17 protein-coding genes are annotated in these 17,844 nt (G+C 66.8%); 9 read left to right on the top strand and 8 right to left on the bottom strand.

Features of this window, described 5'->3' with window-relative positions:
* Positions 1 to 60 precede the first annotated feature (60 nt).
* Positions 61 to 2,727 carry a DNA mismatch repair protein MutS gene (gene mutS, locus DV709_RS06455; protein WP_117592778.1) on the bottom strand — a complete coding sequence of 889 codons (2,667 nt, stop codon included), beginning with the start codon at positions 2,725 to 2,727 and terminating at the stop codon, positions 61 to 63.
* A 314-nt stretch (positions 2,728 to 3,041) separates the two neighbouring features.
* Between mutS and DV709_RS06450 the strand changes: the two genes are divergently transcribed.
* The 3 genes from DV709_RS06450 (at position 3,042) to DV709_RS06440 (ending at position 6,165) form a co-directional block, all read left to right on the top strand.
* Entirely contained in the window at positions 3,042 to 3,500 is a 459-nt protein-coding gene (locus DV709_RS06450) for a DUF6789 family protein (RefSeq protein WP_117592776.1), read from the top strand.
* A 144-nt stretch (positions 3,501 to 3,644) separates the two neighbouring features.
* Positions 3,645 to 5,399 (top strand): cbb3-type cytochrome c oxidase subunit I, encoded by a 1,755-nt coding sequence (locus DV709_RS06445; RefSeq protein WP_117592772.1) that lies wholly within the window; start codon positions 3,645 to 3,647, stop codon positions 5,397 to 5,399.
* Between the two features lie 127 nt (positions 5,400 to 5,526).
* Positions 5,527 to 6,165, top strand: a complete 639-nt coding sequence (locus DV709_RS06440; RefSeq protein WP_117592770.1) for a DsbA family oxidoreductase — start codon at positions 5,527 to 5,529, stop codon at positions 6,163 to 6,165.
* 9 nt (positions 6,166 to 6,174) lie between these two features.
* Here the strand turns inward: DV709_RS06440 and DV709_RS06435 are convergent, their stop codons facing one another.
* Positions 6,175 to 6,621 (bottom strand): PaaI family thioesterase, encoded by a 447-nt coding sequence (locus tag DV709_RS06435; RefSeq protein WP_117592768.1) that lies wholly within the window; start codon positions 6,619 to 6,621, stop codon positions 6,175 to 6,177.
* A gap of 106 nt (positions 6,622 to 6,727) precedes the next feature.
* On the bottom strand, positions 6,728 to 7,369 hold the full coding sequence (locus DV709_RS06430; RefSeq protein ID WP_117592766.1) for an MBL fold metallo-hydrolase: 642 nt from the start codon (positions 7,367 to 7,369) through the stop codon (positions 6,728 to 6,730).
* A gap of 102 nt (positions 7,370 to 7,471) precedes the next feature.
* On the opposite strand from DV709_RS06430, the gene DV709_RS06425 reads away from it, so the two are divergent.
* Together DV709_RS06425 and DV709_RS06420 are read left to right on the top strand one after the other, a co-directional pair.
* Positions 7,472 to 8,419 (top strand): calcium/sodium antiporter, encoded by a 948-nt coding sequence (locus tag DV709_RS06425; RefSeq protein ID WP_117592764.1) that lies wholly within the window; start codon positions 7,472 to 7,474, stop codon positions 8,417 to 8,419.
* 34 nt (positions 8,420 to 8,453) lie between these two features.
* Complete coding sequence (locus tag DV709_RS06420) at positions 8,454 to 9,383, top strand: calcium/sodium antiporter (RefSeq protein ID WP_117592762.1); 930 nt, start codon at positions 8,454 to 8,456, stop codon at positions 9,381 to 9,383.
* A gap of 19 nt (positions 9,384 to 9,402) precedes the next feature.
* Here the strand turns inward: DV709_RS06420 and ubaA are convergent, their stop codons facing one another.
* Complete coding sequence (ubaA, locus tag DV709_RS06415) at positions 9,403 to 10,218, bottom strand: SAMP-activating enzyme E1 (protein WP_117592760.1); 816 nt, start codon at positions 10,216 to 10,218, stop codon at positions 9,403 to 9,405.
* 135 nt (positions 10,219 to 10,353) lie between these two features.
* Here ubaA and DV709_RS06410 point away from each other — a divergent pair, with 135 nt between their 5' ends.
* From DV709_RS06410 to DV709_RS06400, 3 genes are all read left to right on the top strand, one after another.
* Positions 10,354 to 10,812, top strand: coding sequence for a DoxX family membrane protein (locus DV709_RS06410; protein ID WP_117592757.1), 459 nt, complete (start codon positions 10,354 to 10,356; stop codon positions 10,810 to 10,812).
* Between the two features lie 62 nt (positions 10,813 to 10,874).
* The gene (locus DV709_RS06405; protein WP_117592754.1) at positions 10,875 to 11,735 is read left to right on the top strand and encodes a CPBP family intramembrane glutamic endopeptidase; all 861 of its coding nucleotides are present in this window, start codon (positions 10,875 to 10,877) and stop codon (positions 11,733 to 11,735) included.
* A gap of 127 nt (positions 11,736 to 11,862) precedes the next feature.
* Entirely contained in the window at positions 11,863 to 12,342 is a 480-nt protein-coding gene (locus DV709_RS06400; RefSeq protein ID WP_117592752.1) for a DoxX family membrane protein, read from the top strand.
* A 122-nt stretch (positions 12,343 to 12,464) separates the two neighbouring features.
* On the opposite strand, the gene DV709_RS06395 is transcribed toward DV709_RS06400, so the two are convergent.
* Positions 12,465 to 13,055, bottom strand: coding sequence for a 50S ribosomal protein L15e (locus DV709_RS06395; RefSeq protein ID WP_117592750.1), 591 nt, complete (start codon positions 13,053 to 13,055; stop codon positions 12,465 to 12,467).
* Between the two features lie 282 nt (positions 13,056 to 13,337).
* Here DV709_RS06395 and DV709_RS06390 point away from each other — a divergent pair, with 282 nt between their 5' ends.
* On the top strand, positions 13,338 to 14,189 hold the full coding sequence (locus tag DV709_RS06390; protein ID WP_232819704.1) for an alpha/beta hydrolase: 852 nt from the start codon (positions 13,338 to 13,340) through the stop codon (positions 14,187 to 14,189).
* A gap of 73 nt (positions 14,190 to 14,262) precedes the next feature.
* Here the strand turns inward: DV709_RS06390 and DV709_RS06385 are convergent, their stop codons facing one another.
* The 3 genes from DV709_RS06385 to DV709_RS06375 are packed head-to-tail and all read right to left on the bottom strand — an operon-like array spanning position 14,263 to position 17,608.
* Positions 14,263 to 15,345: a sugar ABC transporter permease gene (locus tag DV709_RS06385; RefSeq protein ID WP_117592747.1), complete on the bottom strand. Its 1,083-nt coding sequence runs from the start codon at positions 15,343 to 15,345 to the stop codon at positions 14,263 to 14,265.
* Positions 15,342 to 16,307, bottom strand: coding sequence for a carbohydrate ABC transporter permease (locus DV709_RS06380; RefSeq protein WP_117592745.1), 966 nt, complete (start codon positions 16,305 to 16,307; stop codon positions 15,342 to 15,344). The genes DV709_RS06385 and DV709_RS06380 overlap by 4 nt, the downstream gene beginning before the upstream one ends.
* 8 nt (positions 16,308 to 16,315) lie before the next feature.
* Positions 16,316 to 17,608, bottom strand: coding sequence for an extracellular solute-binding protein (locus tag DV709_RS06375; RefSeq protein ID WP_117592743.1), 1,293 nt, complete (start codon positions 17,606 to 17,608; stop codon positions 16,316 to 16,318).
* Between the last annotated feature and the right edge of the window lie 236 nt (positions 17,609 to 17,844).

Below are 17,844 nucleotides of genomic sequence, written 5' to 3'. Positions count from 1 at the left end.
CTCCGCCGACGGAACCGAGTCGTACTTCCGAAGCGAGACGGCTCGCGACCGAGCGCGCCGTCACTCGTCTAACTCCCGCTGCCACGCCTGCACTTTCGCCATCAACTCGACGGGCGACGTCTCCTCGACGTTCGTCCCGCGGAGTTCGTCGAGCACCGCTTCTATCTCCGGGTCGACGGCCGGTTCGCCCCCGTCCTCTCCGGTCGCCGTCGACCCGGCGGCGGTCGCCTCCGGCCCGGTCGTCTTCGACCCGCCGTCGCCGGCGGCGAACTGGCCGCTCGACAGGTCGAACACCGCCTGCACGGGTTCGCCGCCCCCGCCGCCTTTCGCCTCGATGGCTTTCTCGGTGCGGAGTCTGTCGAGTACGTCGGTCGCGCGCGTCACCACCGGGTCGGGGACGCCCGCCAACTCCGCGACGTGAATCCCGTACGACCGATTCGTCGGCCCCTCGCGGACGGTGCGGAGGAACGTCACGTCGCCGTCGCGTTCGTCGGCCGCCACGTGGACGTTCTCTACTCTGTCGAGGTAGTCGGCCAGTCCCGTCAGCTCGTGATAGTGCGTCGCGAACAGCGTCTTCGCGCGCACCTCGTTGTGCAGATACTCGGTCGCCGCCCAGGCGATGGAGATACCGTCGTACGTCGCCGTCCCCCTCCCGACCTCGTCGAGGATGACGAGCGAGTCCTCCGTCGCCGAGTGGAGGATGTTCGAGAGCTCCTGCATCTCGACCATGAACGTCGACCGCCCCTGCGCGAGTTCGTCGAGCGCGCCGACGCGGGTGTAGATGCCGTCGACGAGCCCGACCGTCGCCGAGCGCGCGGGGACGAAACTGCCGACCTGCGCGAGCAGCGTGACGAGCGCCGACTGCCGCATGTAGGTGGATTTGCCGCTCATGTTCGGGCCGGTGACGATGAGGAACGCGCGCTCGCGGTCGAGGTAGAGGTCGTTCGGCACGAAGTCGGTTGTCGTCTCGACCACCGGGTGCCGTCCCGCCTCGATTCGGAGGGGGCCCGCCTCCGTCAGCTCCGGTCGGACCCAGTCGTTTCCGGCGGCGTGCGTCGCCAGCGACGCGAGCGCGTCGACTTCCGCGATGGTCCGGCCGACGTCCTGTAGCAGCGACGCGTGGTCGGCGACGCGTCGCCGAAGCTCTTTGAACAGTTCGTACTCCAACTCCCCGCGGACCTCTTCGAGGCGGAGGATGTCGCGCTCTCTCTCCTCCAGTTCGTCCGTGACGTACCGCTTCGAGTTCTTCAGCGTCTTTATCTCGCGGTACTCGTCGGGGACGCCGTCGGTCTGCGACTTCCCCACCTGGATGTAGTACCCGTCGGTCTTGTTGCGCGACACCGAGAGGTGATGGAGGCCGTGCCGCGACTTCTCGCGCTCGGCGAGGCCGTCTATCCAGCGTTTCGCCTCCTCGTGGCGGTCGATGAGCTCGTCGAGTTCGTCGTCGTAGCCGCGGCAGATGAGGCCGCCCTGCGTCAGCGTCTTCGGCGGCTCTTCGGCGAGCGCGTCCGCCAGTTCCGCGCGGAGCGCCGCGGCGGCCTCGTGGTCCGGCCGGGCGACGACGTCGGCGAGCGGCGAGTCGGCGAGTCGCCCCTCGGTCGCCTCCCGGAGCGCCGGAAGCACCGCGAGCGTGTCCCGAACCGACAGCAAATCGTGCGCACCCGCGCTACCCGAGGCAGTGCGACTCGTCAACCGTTCGAGGTCGTACGCGCCGTCGAGGGTGTCGCGGACACGCTCTCTGTCGAGCGCCGCCGACGCGAGCGCTTCGACGCTGTCGAGGCGGCGTTCGATGTCGGCCCGCGAGCGTCGGGGGCGTGTGAGCCACTCCTTCAGGAGGCGGCCGCCGGGACTCGTCACCGTGTGGTCGACGGTGTCGAGAAGCGACCCCGAGCGGTCGCCGTGCATCGTCTCGGTGAGTTCCAGATTCCGCTGCGTCGTCGCGTCGAGTTCGAGGTGGTCGGCGACGCGGTACGCCTGCAGGCGCGTCATCGACTGGGCGACGCCGACGCCCGTCTCCTCGACGTACGACAGCACCGCGCCCGCGGCGCGAATCGCGCGGTCTCCGTCGAGACCGACGCTGTCGAGCGCCTCGCGGCCGAACTGCTCGCGGAGGGCGTGTCTCGCCCGGCCGGGTGCGAAACTCTCTGTGTCGTGCAGCGACAGCGACGCGTCGCTCGCTTCGCGGAGTCGACTCAGGAACCCGTCGTCGTTGCGAATCTCGGGGCCGGGGAGAATCTCGACCGGCGCGAACCGGTAGAGTTCGGCGTGCGCGTCGGCCTCGTCGTCGGTGTCGGTGACGAGAAACCGGCCGGTGGTGGCGTCGGCGAACGCGAGGCCGAATCCGTCGTCGCCGCCGCCGCGGACGACGGCGGCGATGTACTTCGCGTCGGCGTCGGTCGTCTCCAGCAGCGTCCCCGGCGTGACGACGCGCGTGATTTCGCGGGCGTGGCCGTTCTCGGTCTCGTACTGGTCGGCGACGGCGACCCGGTAGCCGCGCTCGACCAGTACCTTCAGGTACGGCGTGAGGTCGTTCAACGGCACGCCGGCCATCGGGTACGACGACCCGTGCGAGGACTTCTGCGACACTTTCAGGTCGAGTTCCTCGCCGACGAACTCCGCGTCGTCGGCGAAGAACTCGTAGAAATCGCCGCACTGCATCGCCAACAGGTCGGCGTCCGTCTGGTCCTTGAGAGAGAGGAACTCCCCGACGATTCCCTGTGCGGTCATACGTTTTCTCGGGCAGTGCGCGGCTAAAACGCTGCGGGTTCTCCCGATGCCGGCCGCGAGAGAAGTCGCGGTTGCCGACCGAAAGCCCCTACCCTCGGTCCGGCACCGCGACACCGGAGGATGCGTTCGGAAGCGGTTTTGTCTTTTGTCTCCGGCCGGCGCGTCGGCTCACTGCCCCGTCGCTGCACGGGCGACCCCGCGGTCGGTTCACCGCTCCGCCGATTCGACTCACTGCTCCGCCGACGCGCCTCGGCTGCCCGTCGACGCGCCGACGGGCGAGGCTTTTAACCGAGTGTCACGAACTACCGTCCACCATGAACCGTCCACTCAGCGCCGTCGCCGGTGGTGTCACCGGAATCGCCGTGATGACGTTGTTACTGCTGTTTCTGGAGGTAGAGACACGTTCGAATCTCGCCATCTTCGAGGCCGTCGCTCGCTTCGCCGGCATGCCCGGAAACGTCACCCTGGGCTTTCTGCTGTTCCTCCTCGCGGGCGTCTTCGCCTGGCCGCTGGCGTTCATGGCGCTGGAGCAGTACATCCCCGGCGGTCCGGACCCGGCGACGCGCGGGATGGTGCTCGCCGTCGCGCTGTGGGTCGTGTTCGTCCTCACCGGGCGCGGCGACCTCTCGGGCGGCCTGCTCGCCATCTACGTCATCTTCACGCTCTTGGCGCACCTCTGCTACGGTTTCCTGCTCGGGGCGGTGTACGGCCGCCTGACGAGCGAAAGCCCCGTGGAAGCCGACCGGTACGACCCGACCGACGTTTCGCAGTGAGTGCAACTCGACCTCGCAGACGGGACCGAATCCGCCGAGTGCTGCGGACGCCACCGTCTCTGTATTCGGGTACGATCGTAGAACGCCACCGTATCTATATCTGGATACAATCCTAAGTTGAGCGCGTGGTCCTCGACCCTGTCGATGGACGTGATTAGTGTGCTCACAGAGATACCTGGCCTGCTGGTCGCCACCTGGGTGCTGCTCGGGTTGGCGATATACGCCGGCTACAGACAGAACTGGCAGTTGCGAAGCGTCGCCGCCGACGGTGGCTACCTCTCGGGACTGGGTTTCGAGTCCGAGAAACCGACCGGTCTCTTCCGGTGGCTGACCACCGTCGACCACAAGGATATCGGCGTTCTCTACGTCGTCTTCGCCACCGGCGCCGCGCTGTGGGGCGCGACGGACGCGATGATGATCCGCACCGAGCTGTTCACCGCCGGGACCGACGTCTGGAGCGCCGAGACGTACAACGCGCTCTTTACGACCCACGGGCTGACGATGCTGTTTTTCTTCGTGACGCCCGCGTTCACGGGTCTCGCGAACTACTTCATCCCGATTCTCGTCGGCGCGGACGACATGTCGTTCCCGCGCATCAACGCTATCGCCTTCTGGCTACTGCCGCCGGCGTTCTTCCTGGTCCGCGGCGGACTCATCACGGAGGTCATGGGGAAGATGCTCGCGTCCGTCGGCGTCCACTGGGAACTGCTGTTCTCGCTGCGGCCGCCGACGATCGGGTGGACGCTGTACGCCCCGCGGTCGATCATCGTCACGAACCCGCAGGTCGACCTCGTACTTCTCGGGTTGCATCTGAGCGGCCTGGCGACCATCATGGCCTCTATCAACATCATCGTCACCATCTTCACCGAACGCGACGAGGGAGTCACGTGGGCAAACCTCGACATCTTCTCGTGGACGCTGCTGACGACGAGCGGCATCGTCCTGTTCGCGTTCCCCGTGCTCGGGAGCGCGCTCCTGATGCTCATCGCCGACCGTAACTTCGGGACGACGTTCTTCGCCGTCGACGGCGGCGGCCCCATCCTCTGGCAGCACCTCTTCTGGTTCTTCGGTCATCCCGAGGTGTACATCCTCGTCTTGCCGGCGTTCGGTCTCGTGAGTCTCATCCTCCCGAAGTTCGCCGGACGGAAGCTGTTCGGATTCAAGTTCATCGTCTACTCGACGCTCGCCATCGGCGTGCTCTCGTTCGGCGTCTGGGCGCACCACATGTTCTCGACCGGCATGGACCCGCGACTCCGCGCCTCGTTCATGGCCGTCTCGCTCGCCATCGCTATCCCCAGCGCCGTCAAGACGTTCAACTGGATGGCGACGCTGTGGGGCGGTAACGTCCGTTGGGCCACGCCGCAGATCTTCTGCGTCGGCGGTATCATGACGTTCATCGTCGGCGGGGTAACGGGCGTGTTCCTCGCGTCCATCCCCGTCGACTTGGTGCTGCACGACACGTACTACGTCGTCGGCCACTTCCACTTCATCGTGATGGGCGTCATCACCTTCGCCGCGTTCGCCGCCAGCTACTACTGGTTCCCGCTTCTCACGGGACGAATGTTCAACCGTCGACTCGGCCGCATCCACGGCTACCTCAGCATCGTCGGCGTGTTCGTCGCGTTCATGCCGATGATCCTCATCGGCTACGGCGGCCTCCCCCGCCGGTCGGCGTCGTACCCGGGCGTGTTCGAGGCGCTCCAACAGGTGTCGACGTTCGGTGCGGTTATCATCGGCATCGGGGCGCTCATCTGGCTCACCAACCTGGTGCAGTCGTACCGCCTCGGTCCCATCGTCACCGACGCCGACGTGTGGAACCTCCGCGAGAGCGGGCAGTTCTCCCGCGAGTGGCAGTGGTTCGAGACGCAACTCGAAGAGCGGACGAAGTTCCGCCGCTGAGACGGTCGCACCGCCCGCCGACTCCGGCCGTTCGTCGACTCCGGTCGCCCGTCGGCTTCGGCGCTGGTGCGTCGGCCGCTCACACCCGAGTCGGCTTCTTCTGGCCCCCGCTCGAACACGCAACACCATGAACGACAGCGCCGACGCCGAGACGGTGACCATCTACTCCGACTACGTCTGCCCGTTCTGCTACCTGGGCCGACGCTCCTTCGACCGATACCAGGAGAGCAGGGCGGAGGAGCTGGAAATCGACTGGCACCCGTTCGACCTCCGCAGTCAGAAACGCGGTCCCGACGGCGAGATAGACCACGGCGTCGACGACGGGAAGGACGACGAGTACTTCGAACAGGCAAAACAGAACGTCCGGCGACTCAAGGAGCGATACGACGCCGACGAGATGTCGCTCGACATCGCTCGGGAGGTCGACTCGTTACCCGCGCAAGTCGCCTCTTACTACGTCGAGCAGCACTACGACCACGGGACGTGGCTCGAGTTCGACGAGGCCATCTTCGCGGCGCTGTGGCACGACACGCGCGACATCGGCGACCCGGACGTACTCACCGACCTCGCCGAAAACGTCGGAATCGCCCCCGACGAGATTCGGTCGGCGCTCGACGACGACGCGCTCCGCGAGGAACTCCGCGGAAAGTTCACCGAAGCCCGGCAGCAGGGCGTCACCGGCGTGCCGACGTTCGCCTACGACGGCTACGGTGCCCGCGGCGCGGTGCCACCCGAACAACTGAAGCGACTCGTCGAAGGCGCCTGACCGACCCTCTCACTCGGTTCCTCCGTTCGTCGACTCCGGCGACCCCGGCCCCCACGCCGTCTCACCCTCGCCGCCGCCGGTTTTGAACACCCCGCGCGCGTCCGCGACGTGGGTACCCTCCACGTCGCGTATCTCGATTTCGGCGACGGCGACGCTGTTGCCGTCTCTCACGACCTCGGCCTCGGCGACGAGGTCGTTCTGTCCGGGTGCGAGATAGTCGATTCGCATGTCGATGGTCGGCGTCGGCGCGTAGTGCAGCGACATCACGGACGCACCGCCGACGGTGTCGGCCAACGAGTACGCGACGCCGCCGTGGGCGATTTTCCGACCCGGGACCGACGAGAGTTCGGGCGTCAGTTCGACGCGACCCCTGGCGTAGCCCTCCTCTATGGCCTCGATCTCGATGCCGAGATGCTCGACGAACGGGAGGCCGTTCAGAAGCGACTCCAGACTCATGGCCGAGCGTCTCGGCGACGCTGTAAACCCGTGTCGGAACCCGAGACAACCGTCACGGGGTTTTCGCGTGCGTCCCGCTCGGCGTCGAGAACGGCGACGCGACTCGCTACGACGGCTTACCGGGGAAGTTCACGAACCGGTCCAGTTTCTCCTTGCCACCCTCCAGCACCGACGACCCGTGGAAGACGAGCACGGCGTCGAACTCGAACGCCAGCAGGCGTTCGAGGTTCTCCTCGGCCTCGTTGAGGTCGTCGGAGAACACTGCGGGCGGCAGAATCAGGTACCCCTCGGGGAGGCCGCGCTGGTCCGCGCCCGAGACGGCGTCGCCGGCGACGACGACGCCGCGGTCGACGTCGACGAGCGCGTGGTTGTCCGGTTCGTGACCCGGCACGTGGACCGCCTCGAACGGCCCGACCTCGTCCTGGTCGCCGTAACGGGTCACGTTCCTCTCTTCGACGCCGTCGACTCCCGAGAGGTCGGTCTGCTCGGGGACGAACACCTCGGGGTCGAACCGGTCGACGACGGCCGGGAGGCCGCCGACGTGGTCGCCGTCGCCGTGGGTGACGACCACGCGCTCGGGTTCGACGCCGAGGTCGTCGAGGCCCGAAAACAGGCGGTCGGTCGTCGCCTCCAGACCGGTGTCGACGAGCGTCGGCGTCTCGCCGTCGAAGAGATACGCGCGCAGTCGGCGGTCGGTTCCCTCCATCACGGTGATGTCGTACACGCCCGAGAGCGGTTCGGTCGGCATACTCGACGGTCGGCCGCGAGGGTGATAGTTCGTGCGGCGACCCGACGGGAGGTCGGCGGTGTCCGGACCGTGATTTATTCCGAGGGCCTCCGTAGTCAGCGTGTGACGAGTATCGCCGTCGACGTCGCCGTCATCGCCGTCAGTATCGCCGTCCTCTGGATAGGAGCACGCATGTTCGTCGATTCGGCCGTCCACGCGGCCCGGCGGTTCGGCCTGTCGGAACTCACCATCGGCCTCACCGTCGTCGCCGTCGGGACGTCCTCGCCCGAAATCGCCGTCTCGTTGGAGGCCGCGCTCGAGTCGAGTCCCGACATCGCCGTCGGCAACGTCATCGGCAGCAACATCTTCAACGTCGCCGTCATCCTCGGTATCGTCGCGTTGGTCCGCTGGGTCCCCGTCTCGCGCGGACTGGTTCGCCGCGACGGCCTCGCGGTGCTGGCCTCGGCGGCCCTCGCCCTCGCCGTGCTCTTCGACGGCATCGTCACCCGACTCGAAGGTCTCGTCCTGCTCGCGCTGTTCGGCGGGTACCTCTTCGCGCTGTTCCGCCTTACTCCCGACGGGCCCGGGGTCGACGGCAGCGAGGCCGCGGGGGCCACGGCCGGCAGCGACTTCGGTGCGCGCGAGGCGCTCGAACTCGTCGGCGGTCTCGCCCTCGTCGTCGTCGCCGGGCAGTTTCTCATCGATTCGGCGACGGCGCTCGCCCGCGTCGTCGGCGTCTCCGAGTGGGTCATCGGCGCGACCGTCGTCGCCGCCGGCACGTCGACGCCGGAGTTCGCCGTCTCGGTCGTCGCGCTGACGCGCGGGAGCAGCGGCGTCTCCGTCGGCAACGTCCTCGGGAGCAACATCTTCAACGTCCTCTTCGTGCTCGGTCTCGCGGCGACAGTCGCGCCGCTGTCGGTCGGGCCAGCCGCGTTCGACGGCGCGCTGTGGTCGTTCGGCCTGTCGACGCTGCTCGTCGCGGCGCTGTGGAGCGGTCACCGCCTCTCCCGGCTGGAGGGCGGGCTGTTCGTCGGGTCGGAGGTCGTACGCTGGCTGCGTTCGATTCTGTGACAGGCTTATACCGTCGTCGACACATCTCTCCGACGTGAACGCGACTGTCCTCACGTCGCTCGTCCTGTTCGTCGTCGCCGTCGCCGTGCTCTGGGTCGGTGCCGAGCAGTTCGTCGAGGCGGCCATCCGACTCGCGCGCCGCTTCGGCGTCTCTGCGACCGTCGTCGGTCTGACCGTCGTCGCCGTCGGCACCTCGCTGCCCGAGATCGCCGTCACCGTCGAGGCGTCGCTCGCCGGGCGGTCGGTGCTCGCCGTCGGCAACGTCGTCGGCAGCAACATCTACAACATCGCCGTCGTGCTCGGTCTCGTCTCGCTGGTCCGGCTGATTCGCGTCTCGCAGCGGGTGCTCCACCGCGACGTGCTGGCGGTCTCGGGTGCGACCGCCCTGCTGCTGCTCGTTCTCCTCGACGGTGCCGTCTCCCGCCTCGAGGGTCTGGGCCTGCTCGCGGCGTACGTCGCCTACGTCGTGATACTGGTGCGCTACGCCGACAGCACGGGGTCCGAACGCCTCGACGCGGACCCGCCGAAACGCTTCGACGCGCTCCGTCTCGTCGGGGGTCTCGTCCTCGTCGTCGTCGCCGGACAGGTGCTCGTCGACGCGGCGGTCACGCTCGCGCAGTTCGCGGGCGTCTCCGACTACGTCATCGGCGCGACGGTGGTCGCCGTCGGTACGTCGACGCCGGAACTCGCCGTCTCGGTCGTCGCGCTCACCCGCGGTCGAAGCGGCGTCTCCGTCGGCAACGTCCTCGGGAGCAACCTCCTGAACGTCCTCGTCGTCCTCGGTCTCGCGGCGACGATTCAACCGCTCGCGTCCAGCGCCGCCGCGTTCGACGGGGCGCTGTGGCTCGCGGGGCTGACGGCGCTGTTGGCGATTGCGCTCTGGACGGGACGACGACTCACTCGTCCGGAAGGCGGCTTGCTCGTTGGGTCGGAGGCGGTCCGCTGGCTGCTCGGGTTCGGGTGACGCGAGGGAAACAGAGCGCTCAGTCCGCCTGCACCGCACAGCCGCCGGTGTACTCCACCTCGTCGACGGAGGCGATGGGGTCGTCGCCGCAGACCGGACAGTCGGGGTTCTGACGGTAGGGAACCGTCTCGAAGCTCATCTCCATCGCGTCGTAGAACAGCAGTCTCCCCGCGAGCGGTTCGCCCGCGTCGATGAGGAGTTTGACGGCCTCGGTCGCCTGGATGCAGCCGAGCGTTCCAGGGAGCACGCCGAGGACGCCCGTCGTCGCGCAGTCGGGGACGGTGCCGGGTTCGGGCGCTTCGGGGAACAGACAGCGGTAGCAGGGGCCGCCGGGGACGAGCGTCGTCGCCTGTCCCTCGAACTTGTAGATGGCGCCGTGGGCGACCGGAATCCCGGCGAGGCGGCAGGCGTCGTTGACGAGATACCGCGTCCGGAAGTTGTCGGAGGCGTCGACCACCACGTCGTAGTCGGCGACGAGCCCCTCGACGTTGTCGGGGCCGACGCGCAGGTGGTGCCGTTCGACGGTCACATCGGGGTTGAGGCGCTCGACGAAGTTCGCGGCGCTCTCGACTTTCGGCACGCCCACGTCGGCGTCGGCGTGGATGACCTGCCGCTGGAGGTTCGACCGCTCGACCACGTCGTCGTCGGCGACGCCGAGGTGGCCGACGCCCGCGGCGGCGAGATACTGGATGACCGGCGCGCCGAGGCCGCCCGCGCCGACGACGAGCGCGCGCCCGTCGAGCAGTTTCTTCTGCCCCTCGGGACCCACCTCGTCCATGATGATGTGCCGCGAGTAGCGGTCCAACTGCGTCGCGTCCAGAGAGAGGTCGCTCATAGCTGGGCATTTGCGGTTGGCGGACATAAGGGTGCGGGAGCCCGTCGCACGCGATTCGGCGTTCGACGCCGGCGGTTTGACGCGCAACTCACACAACCGGACAGTAGGTAACACTACGCACGCGGTACCGTCCGTATGAGTCTGCTCGAACTGCACTCGCACGACGAGGCGACGACGGAGTCGGGGGACGAACGACCGGAGAGGGCGTCGTCGGCGACGGCGACCGAGAAGCCGTTTCTGCTCGGCCGTCTGCTGTTCGGCGCCACGCTCGGCTTCATGGCGGCGACGAACTTCCAGAGCCTCGACGAGACGGTGCAGTACGCCGAGTCGAAGGGCGTGCCGAACGCAGAGAAACTGGTGCCGTTCGCCAGCGGGATGGCCGTCTTCGGCGGGATTGGAATCGCGCTCTGGCGGCTGCCGGCGCTCGCCGCGGGCGCGGCGGCGGCGTTCCTCGCGGGCGTCACGCCGACGATGCACGACTTCTGGACCCTCGACGAAGACGAGGGGAGACAGGACCAGCAGATCCAGTTCATGAAGAACCTCGCGCTGTTCGGCGCGGCTATCGGCTACCTCGTCCGCGCGCTTCGGGGCTAACGCGCCTCCCGTCGACGCTCCGTCCCTCCCCATTTATCACCGACGGTGAACCACAGTCGCGCATGTCCTCGCCACCGGACTCGGCGCCGGCCGACGACACGTCGCCCGTCGACTCCGGCCGCGGTTCGTTTCTCCGCCGCGCTCTCGCACTGTTCGCGCTCGGTCTCCTCGGTATCGCAGCGCTCGGGGTGACTGTCGCGACCCAGTTGGGCACGACGCCGTCGCCGCCCGGTGTCGACCTGCCGCTTCCGCTTCTGGTCGTCGCTTCGCTGATTCCGAACACGCTGTTGCTGCTCGTGGCCGTCGTCGTCGGGACGTACTGCGCGCCTCGCGCCGGGTTTCGCTCGCACGTCGACGAGCGCGTCGCGCGCGGGACGCCGGTGCGCTCGAATCTCCGCCCCGAACTACCGACTGCCGTCGTCGTCGGTCTCGCTGTCGGAATCGGTATCGTCGGGTTGGACGCGGTCGCTGCGCTGTTCGTCCCGGAAGTCGCACAACTTCAGAGAGGTGGCGGCACGCCCTCCGTCGGGGCGCTGCTGGCGACGGTGCCGCTCCGGTTTCTCTACGGCGGCATCGTCGAGGAGTTACTGCTGCGCTGGGGGTTCGTCTCGCTTCTCGTCTACCTCGCGTGGCGAGTGCTCGGAACCGGTGTCGGGCCCTCCGAGCGGGTCGTCTGGACCGGTATCCTCGTCGCCGCCGTCGCCTTCGGCCTCGGGCACCTGCCGGCGCTTCTCGGAACCGCCGATTCGCTCGGCATCCCGGTGAGCGCCGGACTCGTCGCGCGAACGGTACTGCTCAACGCCGTCGGCGGCGTCGCGTTCGGGTGGCTGTTCTGGCGAAAGAGCCTCGAAGCCGCGATGGTCGGTCACGCCGCCTCGCACGTCGCCCTCGTCGGGTCGTCGCTGCTGGTGATTCTGCTCTGAACGAACCGCCTTCGGTACCCGACTTTCCTTCCGACGAAGCAACGGTTATTCATCCGCGGCCCGTATGTATGAACGAAATGTACATTACTAACGAAAGTGATATCGGTTCCGACAGGAGCGGCGACGAATGAGCGTCGGTAGCGCGGTCGGGCGACTGGTGTTCGCCCTCGGTCGGACGCTGTTCGGCGGCTTGCTGGCGTACATGGGCGTGAAGAACCTCCAGGAGATGAGCGGACGCATCGCCTACGCCGAGGCCAAAGAAGTGCCGAACGCGAATATTTTGGTCCCGGCGTCGAGCGGCGCACTGGTCGCCGGCGGCGTCGGCATCGCACTGTGGAAGTTCCCCCGTCTGGCGGCGGCCGGTGTCGCCGCGTTCCTCGCGGGCGTCACGCCGACGATCCACGACTTCTGGAACATGGAAGACGACGACCGCACGAACGAACGAAACGCGTTCCTGAAGAACGCGGCGCTGCTCGGCGCGGCGCTAGCGATTCTCGGGAGCGGAAAGCGGGCCCACCCGTCGGCGTCGACGCTCGCCGACCCGACGGAGGAGACGCGAACCGGCGACGCGGCCGAACCCGCCGAGACGGTCGACACGGTCGAGTAACCGGCATCTCTTTTTCGCCGAGCGTCGACGCTTCGCGGGCCGACGGCCCGAGAGCGGTCGCTCCGACCGGCGATAAACGGGAGAATCGAGAGGTTGCGCGTCCGGCGGAGAGCGGGCGAGCGTTACTTGCCGCGGCTCTTGCCGCTGGTGACGCTGGGACGGTTGTGCTCGGTACCTTTGCCGCGGTTGTTGAGGCCGCGGTTCTTCTTGCCCTCGTTGGAGAGGCCGCGGAAGGCGCGGCCTTTGTGCTTGTCCGAGCAGATCCAGTTGAGGTCGTCGTCGTTCTGAATCGCGGGGTGGTTCGGGTCCACGAGGATCATCTCGAACCACTTCTGCGACCCGTCCTCGCCGACCCAGTAGGAGTTGAGCAGGCGGAGGTTGACGTACTTCCGGGAGGCGCGCTCCTCGGCGATGCGCTGGATGCTCTTGCGTCGACCGATGCGGTTGACGCCCTGGCGCTTCGAGCGGCGACCCGCCTTGTGGCGGCGCTTGCGGGCGTTACCCTTGCGGACCGAGACGCGCACGACGACGATACCCTGCTTGGCCTTGTAGCCGAGTTCGCGGGCTTTGTCGAGTCGCGTCGGTCGCTCGATTCGTTCGATAGCGCCCTGTCGACGCCATTCCTGTTTTCGCTGCCACTGGAGCTCGGCGAGTTTGCCGTCGCCGGGGGTCTGCCAGGCTTCGCGGATGTGTGAGTAGAAGCTTTTTGCCATCGTGTATCACCACGGGCGCTTGCGATTCAGCCGTTCGAGGCGCGAGGCCCCGGAAGCCACATTTCGTCCCGTCCGCCGTGCGGCGGGGTCGGGTGCCCGCTGGCGGCCCGTCGTCCAGCGAGTTGTCCGTACTTCCCGTCATCGCCGTTTAAGAACTTCGAATCCGAGCGGTCCGCGTGCGGGTGAGTCACACCCCTCGGGCGGTGGTTTCGACACATTGGAGTCGCTCACAGTTCTCGCCGCATCGACACTCGTTAGGAAGTCTCCGCCGAATCCCCGCGCATGAACGCCGACCCCGAGTGGCACTCGTACGACCTGACCGACGACCACACCGTCGTCGGCGACGTGCTCGTCTCCGAGGAACTCGACCCCGACTCGCCGAAACTGCCGGCGCGGCGCGTCTCCGCCTACCTCCCGCCGTCGTACCGCGGGAGCGACGCCGACTACCCCGTGCTCTACATGCACGACGGGCAGAACCTCTTCGACGAACGCACGAGCAACGACGGCGAGTGGCGCGTCGACGAGACGATGCAGCGACTGAGCGAGGAGGGAATCGAAGTCATCGTCGTCGCGGTTCCACACGGCACTGATAACCGGCGTAACGAGTACACGCCGCACGAACACGAGAAATTCGGCGGCGGCGACGCCGACGCGTATCTCGACTTTCTCGTCTCGGAGCTCAAACCCGCCATCGACCGGGAGTTCCGAACCCGGACCGACCGCGACTCCACCGGTCTGATGGGGTCGTCGCTCGGCGGCCTCGTCAGCCTCTACGGCTACTTCGAGCAGGCTCAGACGTTCGGCTTCGCGGGCGTGATGAGCCCCGCGTTCTGGTGGAACCGCGAGATATTCGACTACGTCGACGCGCGGACGTACTTTTCGGGGAAACTGTACTTCGACGTCGGTGGCGACGAGCGACCCGACGACCCCGAGCGGACGCGAGAGTACGTCGAGGACGCCGAGCGGATGGTCGAACTGCTGCGCGAGAAAAGGCTACGACGAGGACGAACTCCGCTTCGTCGTCGACGACGAGGCGGTTCACCACGAGGACGCGTGGGCCGACAGACTGCCCGACGCGCTTCGGTTCCTGCTGAGCGACCGGTGACGGAGTTCCGTTTTCGAGCACCCGGATAGAGCCGACACGGTCGCTTCTCGGTGTCGTGGCGTCGTAACGTGAAAAACGAATGTGGACCGCGGATTCGTCCGCTTACCCTTCCATGCCGCTGAACGACAGGCCGCCCTCGATGTAGCGCTGGGCGAACAGATAGACGAGCATGATGGGTGCGGCGAACGTCAGCGCGAACGCCGAGAACCGCGCCCACGGGATGGAGTACTCGCTGATGAGCGAGAACAGTCCCACCGGCAGCGTGTAGTTGTCCGTGCCGAGCAGCGTCTGCGCGACGACGAACTCCGTCCACCCCGTCAGGAAGACGAAGATGAACACGGTCGCCAGCCCCGCCGCCGACAGCGGGACGATGACCTCCGTGACGACGCGCCACGGCGGCGCGCCGTCGACGACGGCCGCCTCCTCGTAGGAGACGGGGATGCCGTCCATGTACGTCTTCAAGAGCCACGTGTTGAACGGCACCGCCGTCGCCGCGTAGTAGACGGCGAGCGCGAGTTTGCTGTCGTTGAGTCCGACCTGGACGTACACCGCGTACAGACCGATGAGCAGCGCGATGCCGAGTCCGCCGCCGACCTGCGTCAACAGGACGTAGGTGAACAGAATCTTCCGGCGGAAGATGAACTCGCGGCGCGACAGCGCGTACGACGCCGGCACGATGAGACACATCGCGATGATGACCGTCGGAATCGAGACGGTGAGGCTGTTCCAGAAGAACTGCTTGAACTCCGACGGGCGGTCGACGCCGTAGTCGGAGGCGTCGAGGAACGTTATCTCCGGCGTGTTGAACACGACCGCGAGGTCGCTCAACGGAACGTTGAGACTGATGGAGTAGCCGGGGACGATGAGGTCGCCGATGACCCAGATGAACGGCTGCAGCGACGGGTTCTCCGGGAGCAACCGGAGTCCGCCCGACGAGTAGATGGAGCCGCCCGAACCGGAGAGCGCCGCCATCAGAATCCAGTAGATGGGGAACATCAGCCCGGCGACGAGCACGAGCGCGCCGAGCGTCGACCCGACCGTTTTCAGCGGTTTCGACGGCGGAATCTCCCCCCGGCGGACGCCCTCGACGGTGTACTTCGCGTCGCGGGCCGTCTCGACCGGCGTCATGGCGACGTTCCGGGTGTCCTCCTTCAGTTTGCGGGCGATGCCGCTCAGGAGGCTCACGAGTCGCTCACCCCGTCTGCGAGTCGGCCGCGCTTGACGTTCAGCCACATGAACGCGCCGATGAACGCGACGGCGATGATGGAGATGGCCGCCCCCTCGCCGTAGGCGGCGAAGGAGAACGCCTCACGGTAGCCGTAGACGACGATGAGCTCGTTCGCCCGCGCCGGTCCGCCCTCGTTGAACACGTAGGGGATGAGGAACTGCTGGAACGACGCCGCCGCCGTCAGAATCGACGCGAAGAGCACCGGTCGCTTTATCGACGGGAGCGTCACGTGGAAGAACCGAGAGAGGTAGCTCGCGCCGTCGACCATCGCCGCCTCGTGCAGTTCGTCCGGCACGTCCTGCAGGGCGCTGACGGTGATGATGACCATGAACGGGTAGGCGAGCCACGCCTCGGTGATGTTGTAGGCGACGAACGCCATCCACCGCTCGCTGAGCCACGAGACCGTTCCCATGCCGAGCGAACGAAGCACCTGGTTTGCGAGGCCGAACTCCGCGGAGCTGAAGATGCCGCGCCACACCGTGATGGTGAAGATGGCCGGCAGGCCCATCGGCAGGATGATGAGCGAGCGCATGAAGCGCTTGCCCCGCACGCGCTTGCCGGTGACGACGAGCGCGATGCTGATGCTCAAGACGAGTTTCAACGTGACGCTCGTCGCGACGAACAGCCACGTGATGCCGAACGAGTTCCAGAACGTCGGGTCGGTGAGGACTGTCGCGTAGTTCTCCAGCCCGACGAACGTCGCCTCGCCGAACGTCAACACCGCCAGGGCGCCCTCGCCCGCGAAGAGGTTCCCCGGTTCGGCGTTCGTGAAGGAGATGCCGACGAGGTACAGCACCGGGAACAGCATGAACGCCGAGAAGACGAACAGCCCCGGCAGCACGAACAGCAGCGACGCGTCTCGCTTGTCGAGGAACGGGACGTCCTCGACGCGGCTGGCGACGCGTGACACGGTGCTCATCTGTTCAGTTACTCCCAGTTACTGCGGATCTCGTTCGCCGCCTGGTTCATCGCCGGTTCCGGCTCGGCGTCGCCGTTGAACATCTTCGTGAGCGCGTTCTTCACGGGGTCCCACACCTGGTTCATCCGGGGGTCGGTCGGCATCGGGACGCCCTGCTGGACCGCCTCGGAGAACGCCTGCACGGTGGCGGGCAGTTCGTCGCCCTCGACGAGGCTCTGGAGCACCGGGATGCTGCCCTGGTTTTCGGCGTTCTCCAGGAGGAGCTCCTCGTTCGTGACGTACCACTCGATGAACTCGCGCGCAGCGACGGCGTCGTCGCCGCCGTCTTCCATCCCCGACGCGAAGTACCACATCGTGATACCCGTGTACGGGGTGGGGCTGCCGCCTTCGGGGGTCGGAAGCGTCGTGACTTCGTAGTTGACGCCCTTCTCGTTGAGCGTCGCGAGATACCACGGGCCGTTGATAGCGAAGGCGGCGTTACCCTCCGCGAACGCCGAGGCCTGCGGCTCGTACACCGGGTCGTTCGGCATGTAGGGGACGAAGTTGTCGACGGCGAACTGCGCACCCTCGATGGTCTCGGCCTTGTCGACGCCGAGCGGGTCGTCCTGCTCGGGGTCGAAGAGGTAGCCGTCGAACGCCTGCAGCCACGCGCTGAGGAAGTACGGGTCGGCGAAGGGGTAACCGAGTCCGTACTGGTTGTTCGCCGGGTCGTGGTACTCCTCCATCACCGACGTCATGTCGGCGACCGTCTCGGGCGCTTCGTCGACGATGTCGGTGTTGTAGATGAGCGTCACCGTCTCCGCGTCGTGCGGGAGGCCGTAGACGTTGCCGTCGAACTGGGCGGCGTCGGCGGCGGCCTCGGTGAACTGACCGAGGTCGACGTTCAACTGGTCGCTCTGGTCGACGATGAACCCGCGCTCGGAGTAGTCGCCGACCCAGTCGTGGGCCCACTCGAACGTGTGCGGCCCCTGTCCGGCCGGGATGGCGCTCGTCGTCTTCTGCTCCATGTCGGAGATGTCGGAGTAGCTGACGCTGTGGTTCGTCTGGTCTTCGAACTGCTGGATCGCCTCCTCGCGCTCGTCCTTCTCGGACTCCGGCAGCGAGTACCAGACCGTCGCCTCACCCGACGGTCCCGAGTCGCTCGACCCCGAGGAGTCAGACGACCCGTCCCCCGAACTGTTTCCGTCGCCGCCGGAGGAGTCCGTCTCGCCCTGTTCCTGTACACCGACGCAACCCGCGAGCGCGCCGATACCGCCGGCGACGCCGAGGTTCTTCAGCATGGTTCTGCGGTCCATTGTCATGGATGAATATGAGAGGAATAAGTAGTTCAAACCTTAAATCTTCGGATGCGGTGCGACTGTTAACATAATCGTTATACAAGCTTCAAACCGGGCGAAAACTCGGAAAACACCAAATTGTATCCACCATGGCGGCGGAAAAATAGCGGCGGCCTCACCGGCCGGTCCTAATCTACTACGAAATTATGCGTCACAAATTCCGATTCGAGAGTAAGAACTATACCGCCGGCTCTCCACTC

Source organism: Haloprofundus halophilus, assembly GCF_003439925.1.
Classification (GTDB): domain Archaea; phylum Halobacteriota; class Halobacteria; order Halobacteriales; family Haloferacaceae; genus Haloprofundus; species Haloprofundus halophilus.
This window is presented reverse-complemented; position numbering and strand designations above follow the sequence as displayed.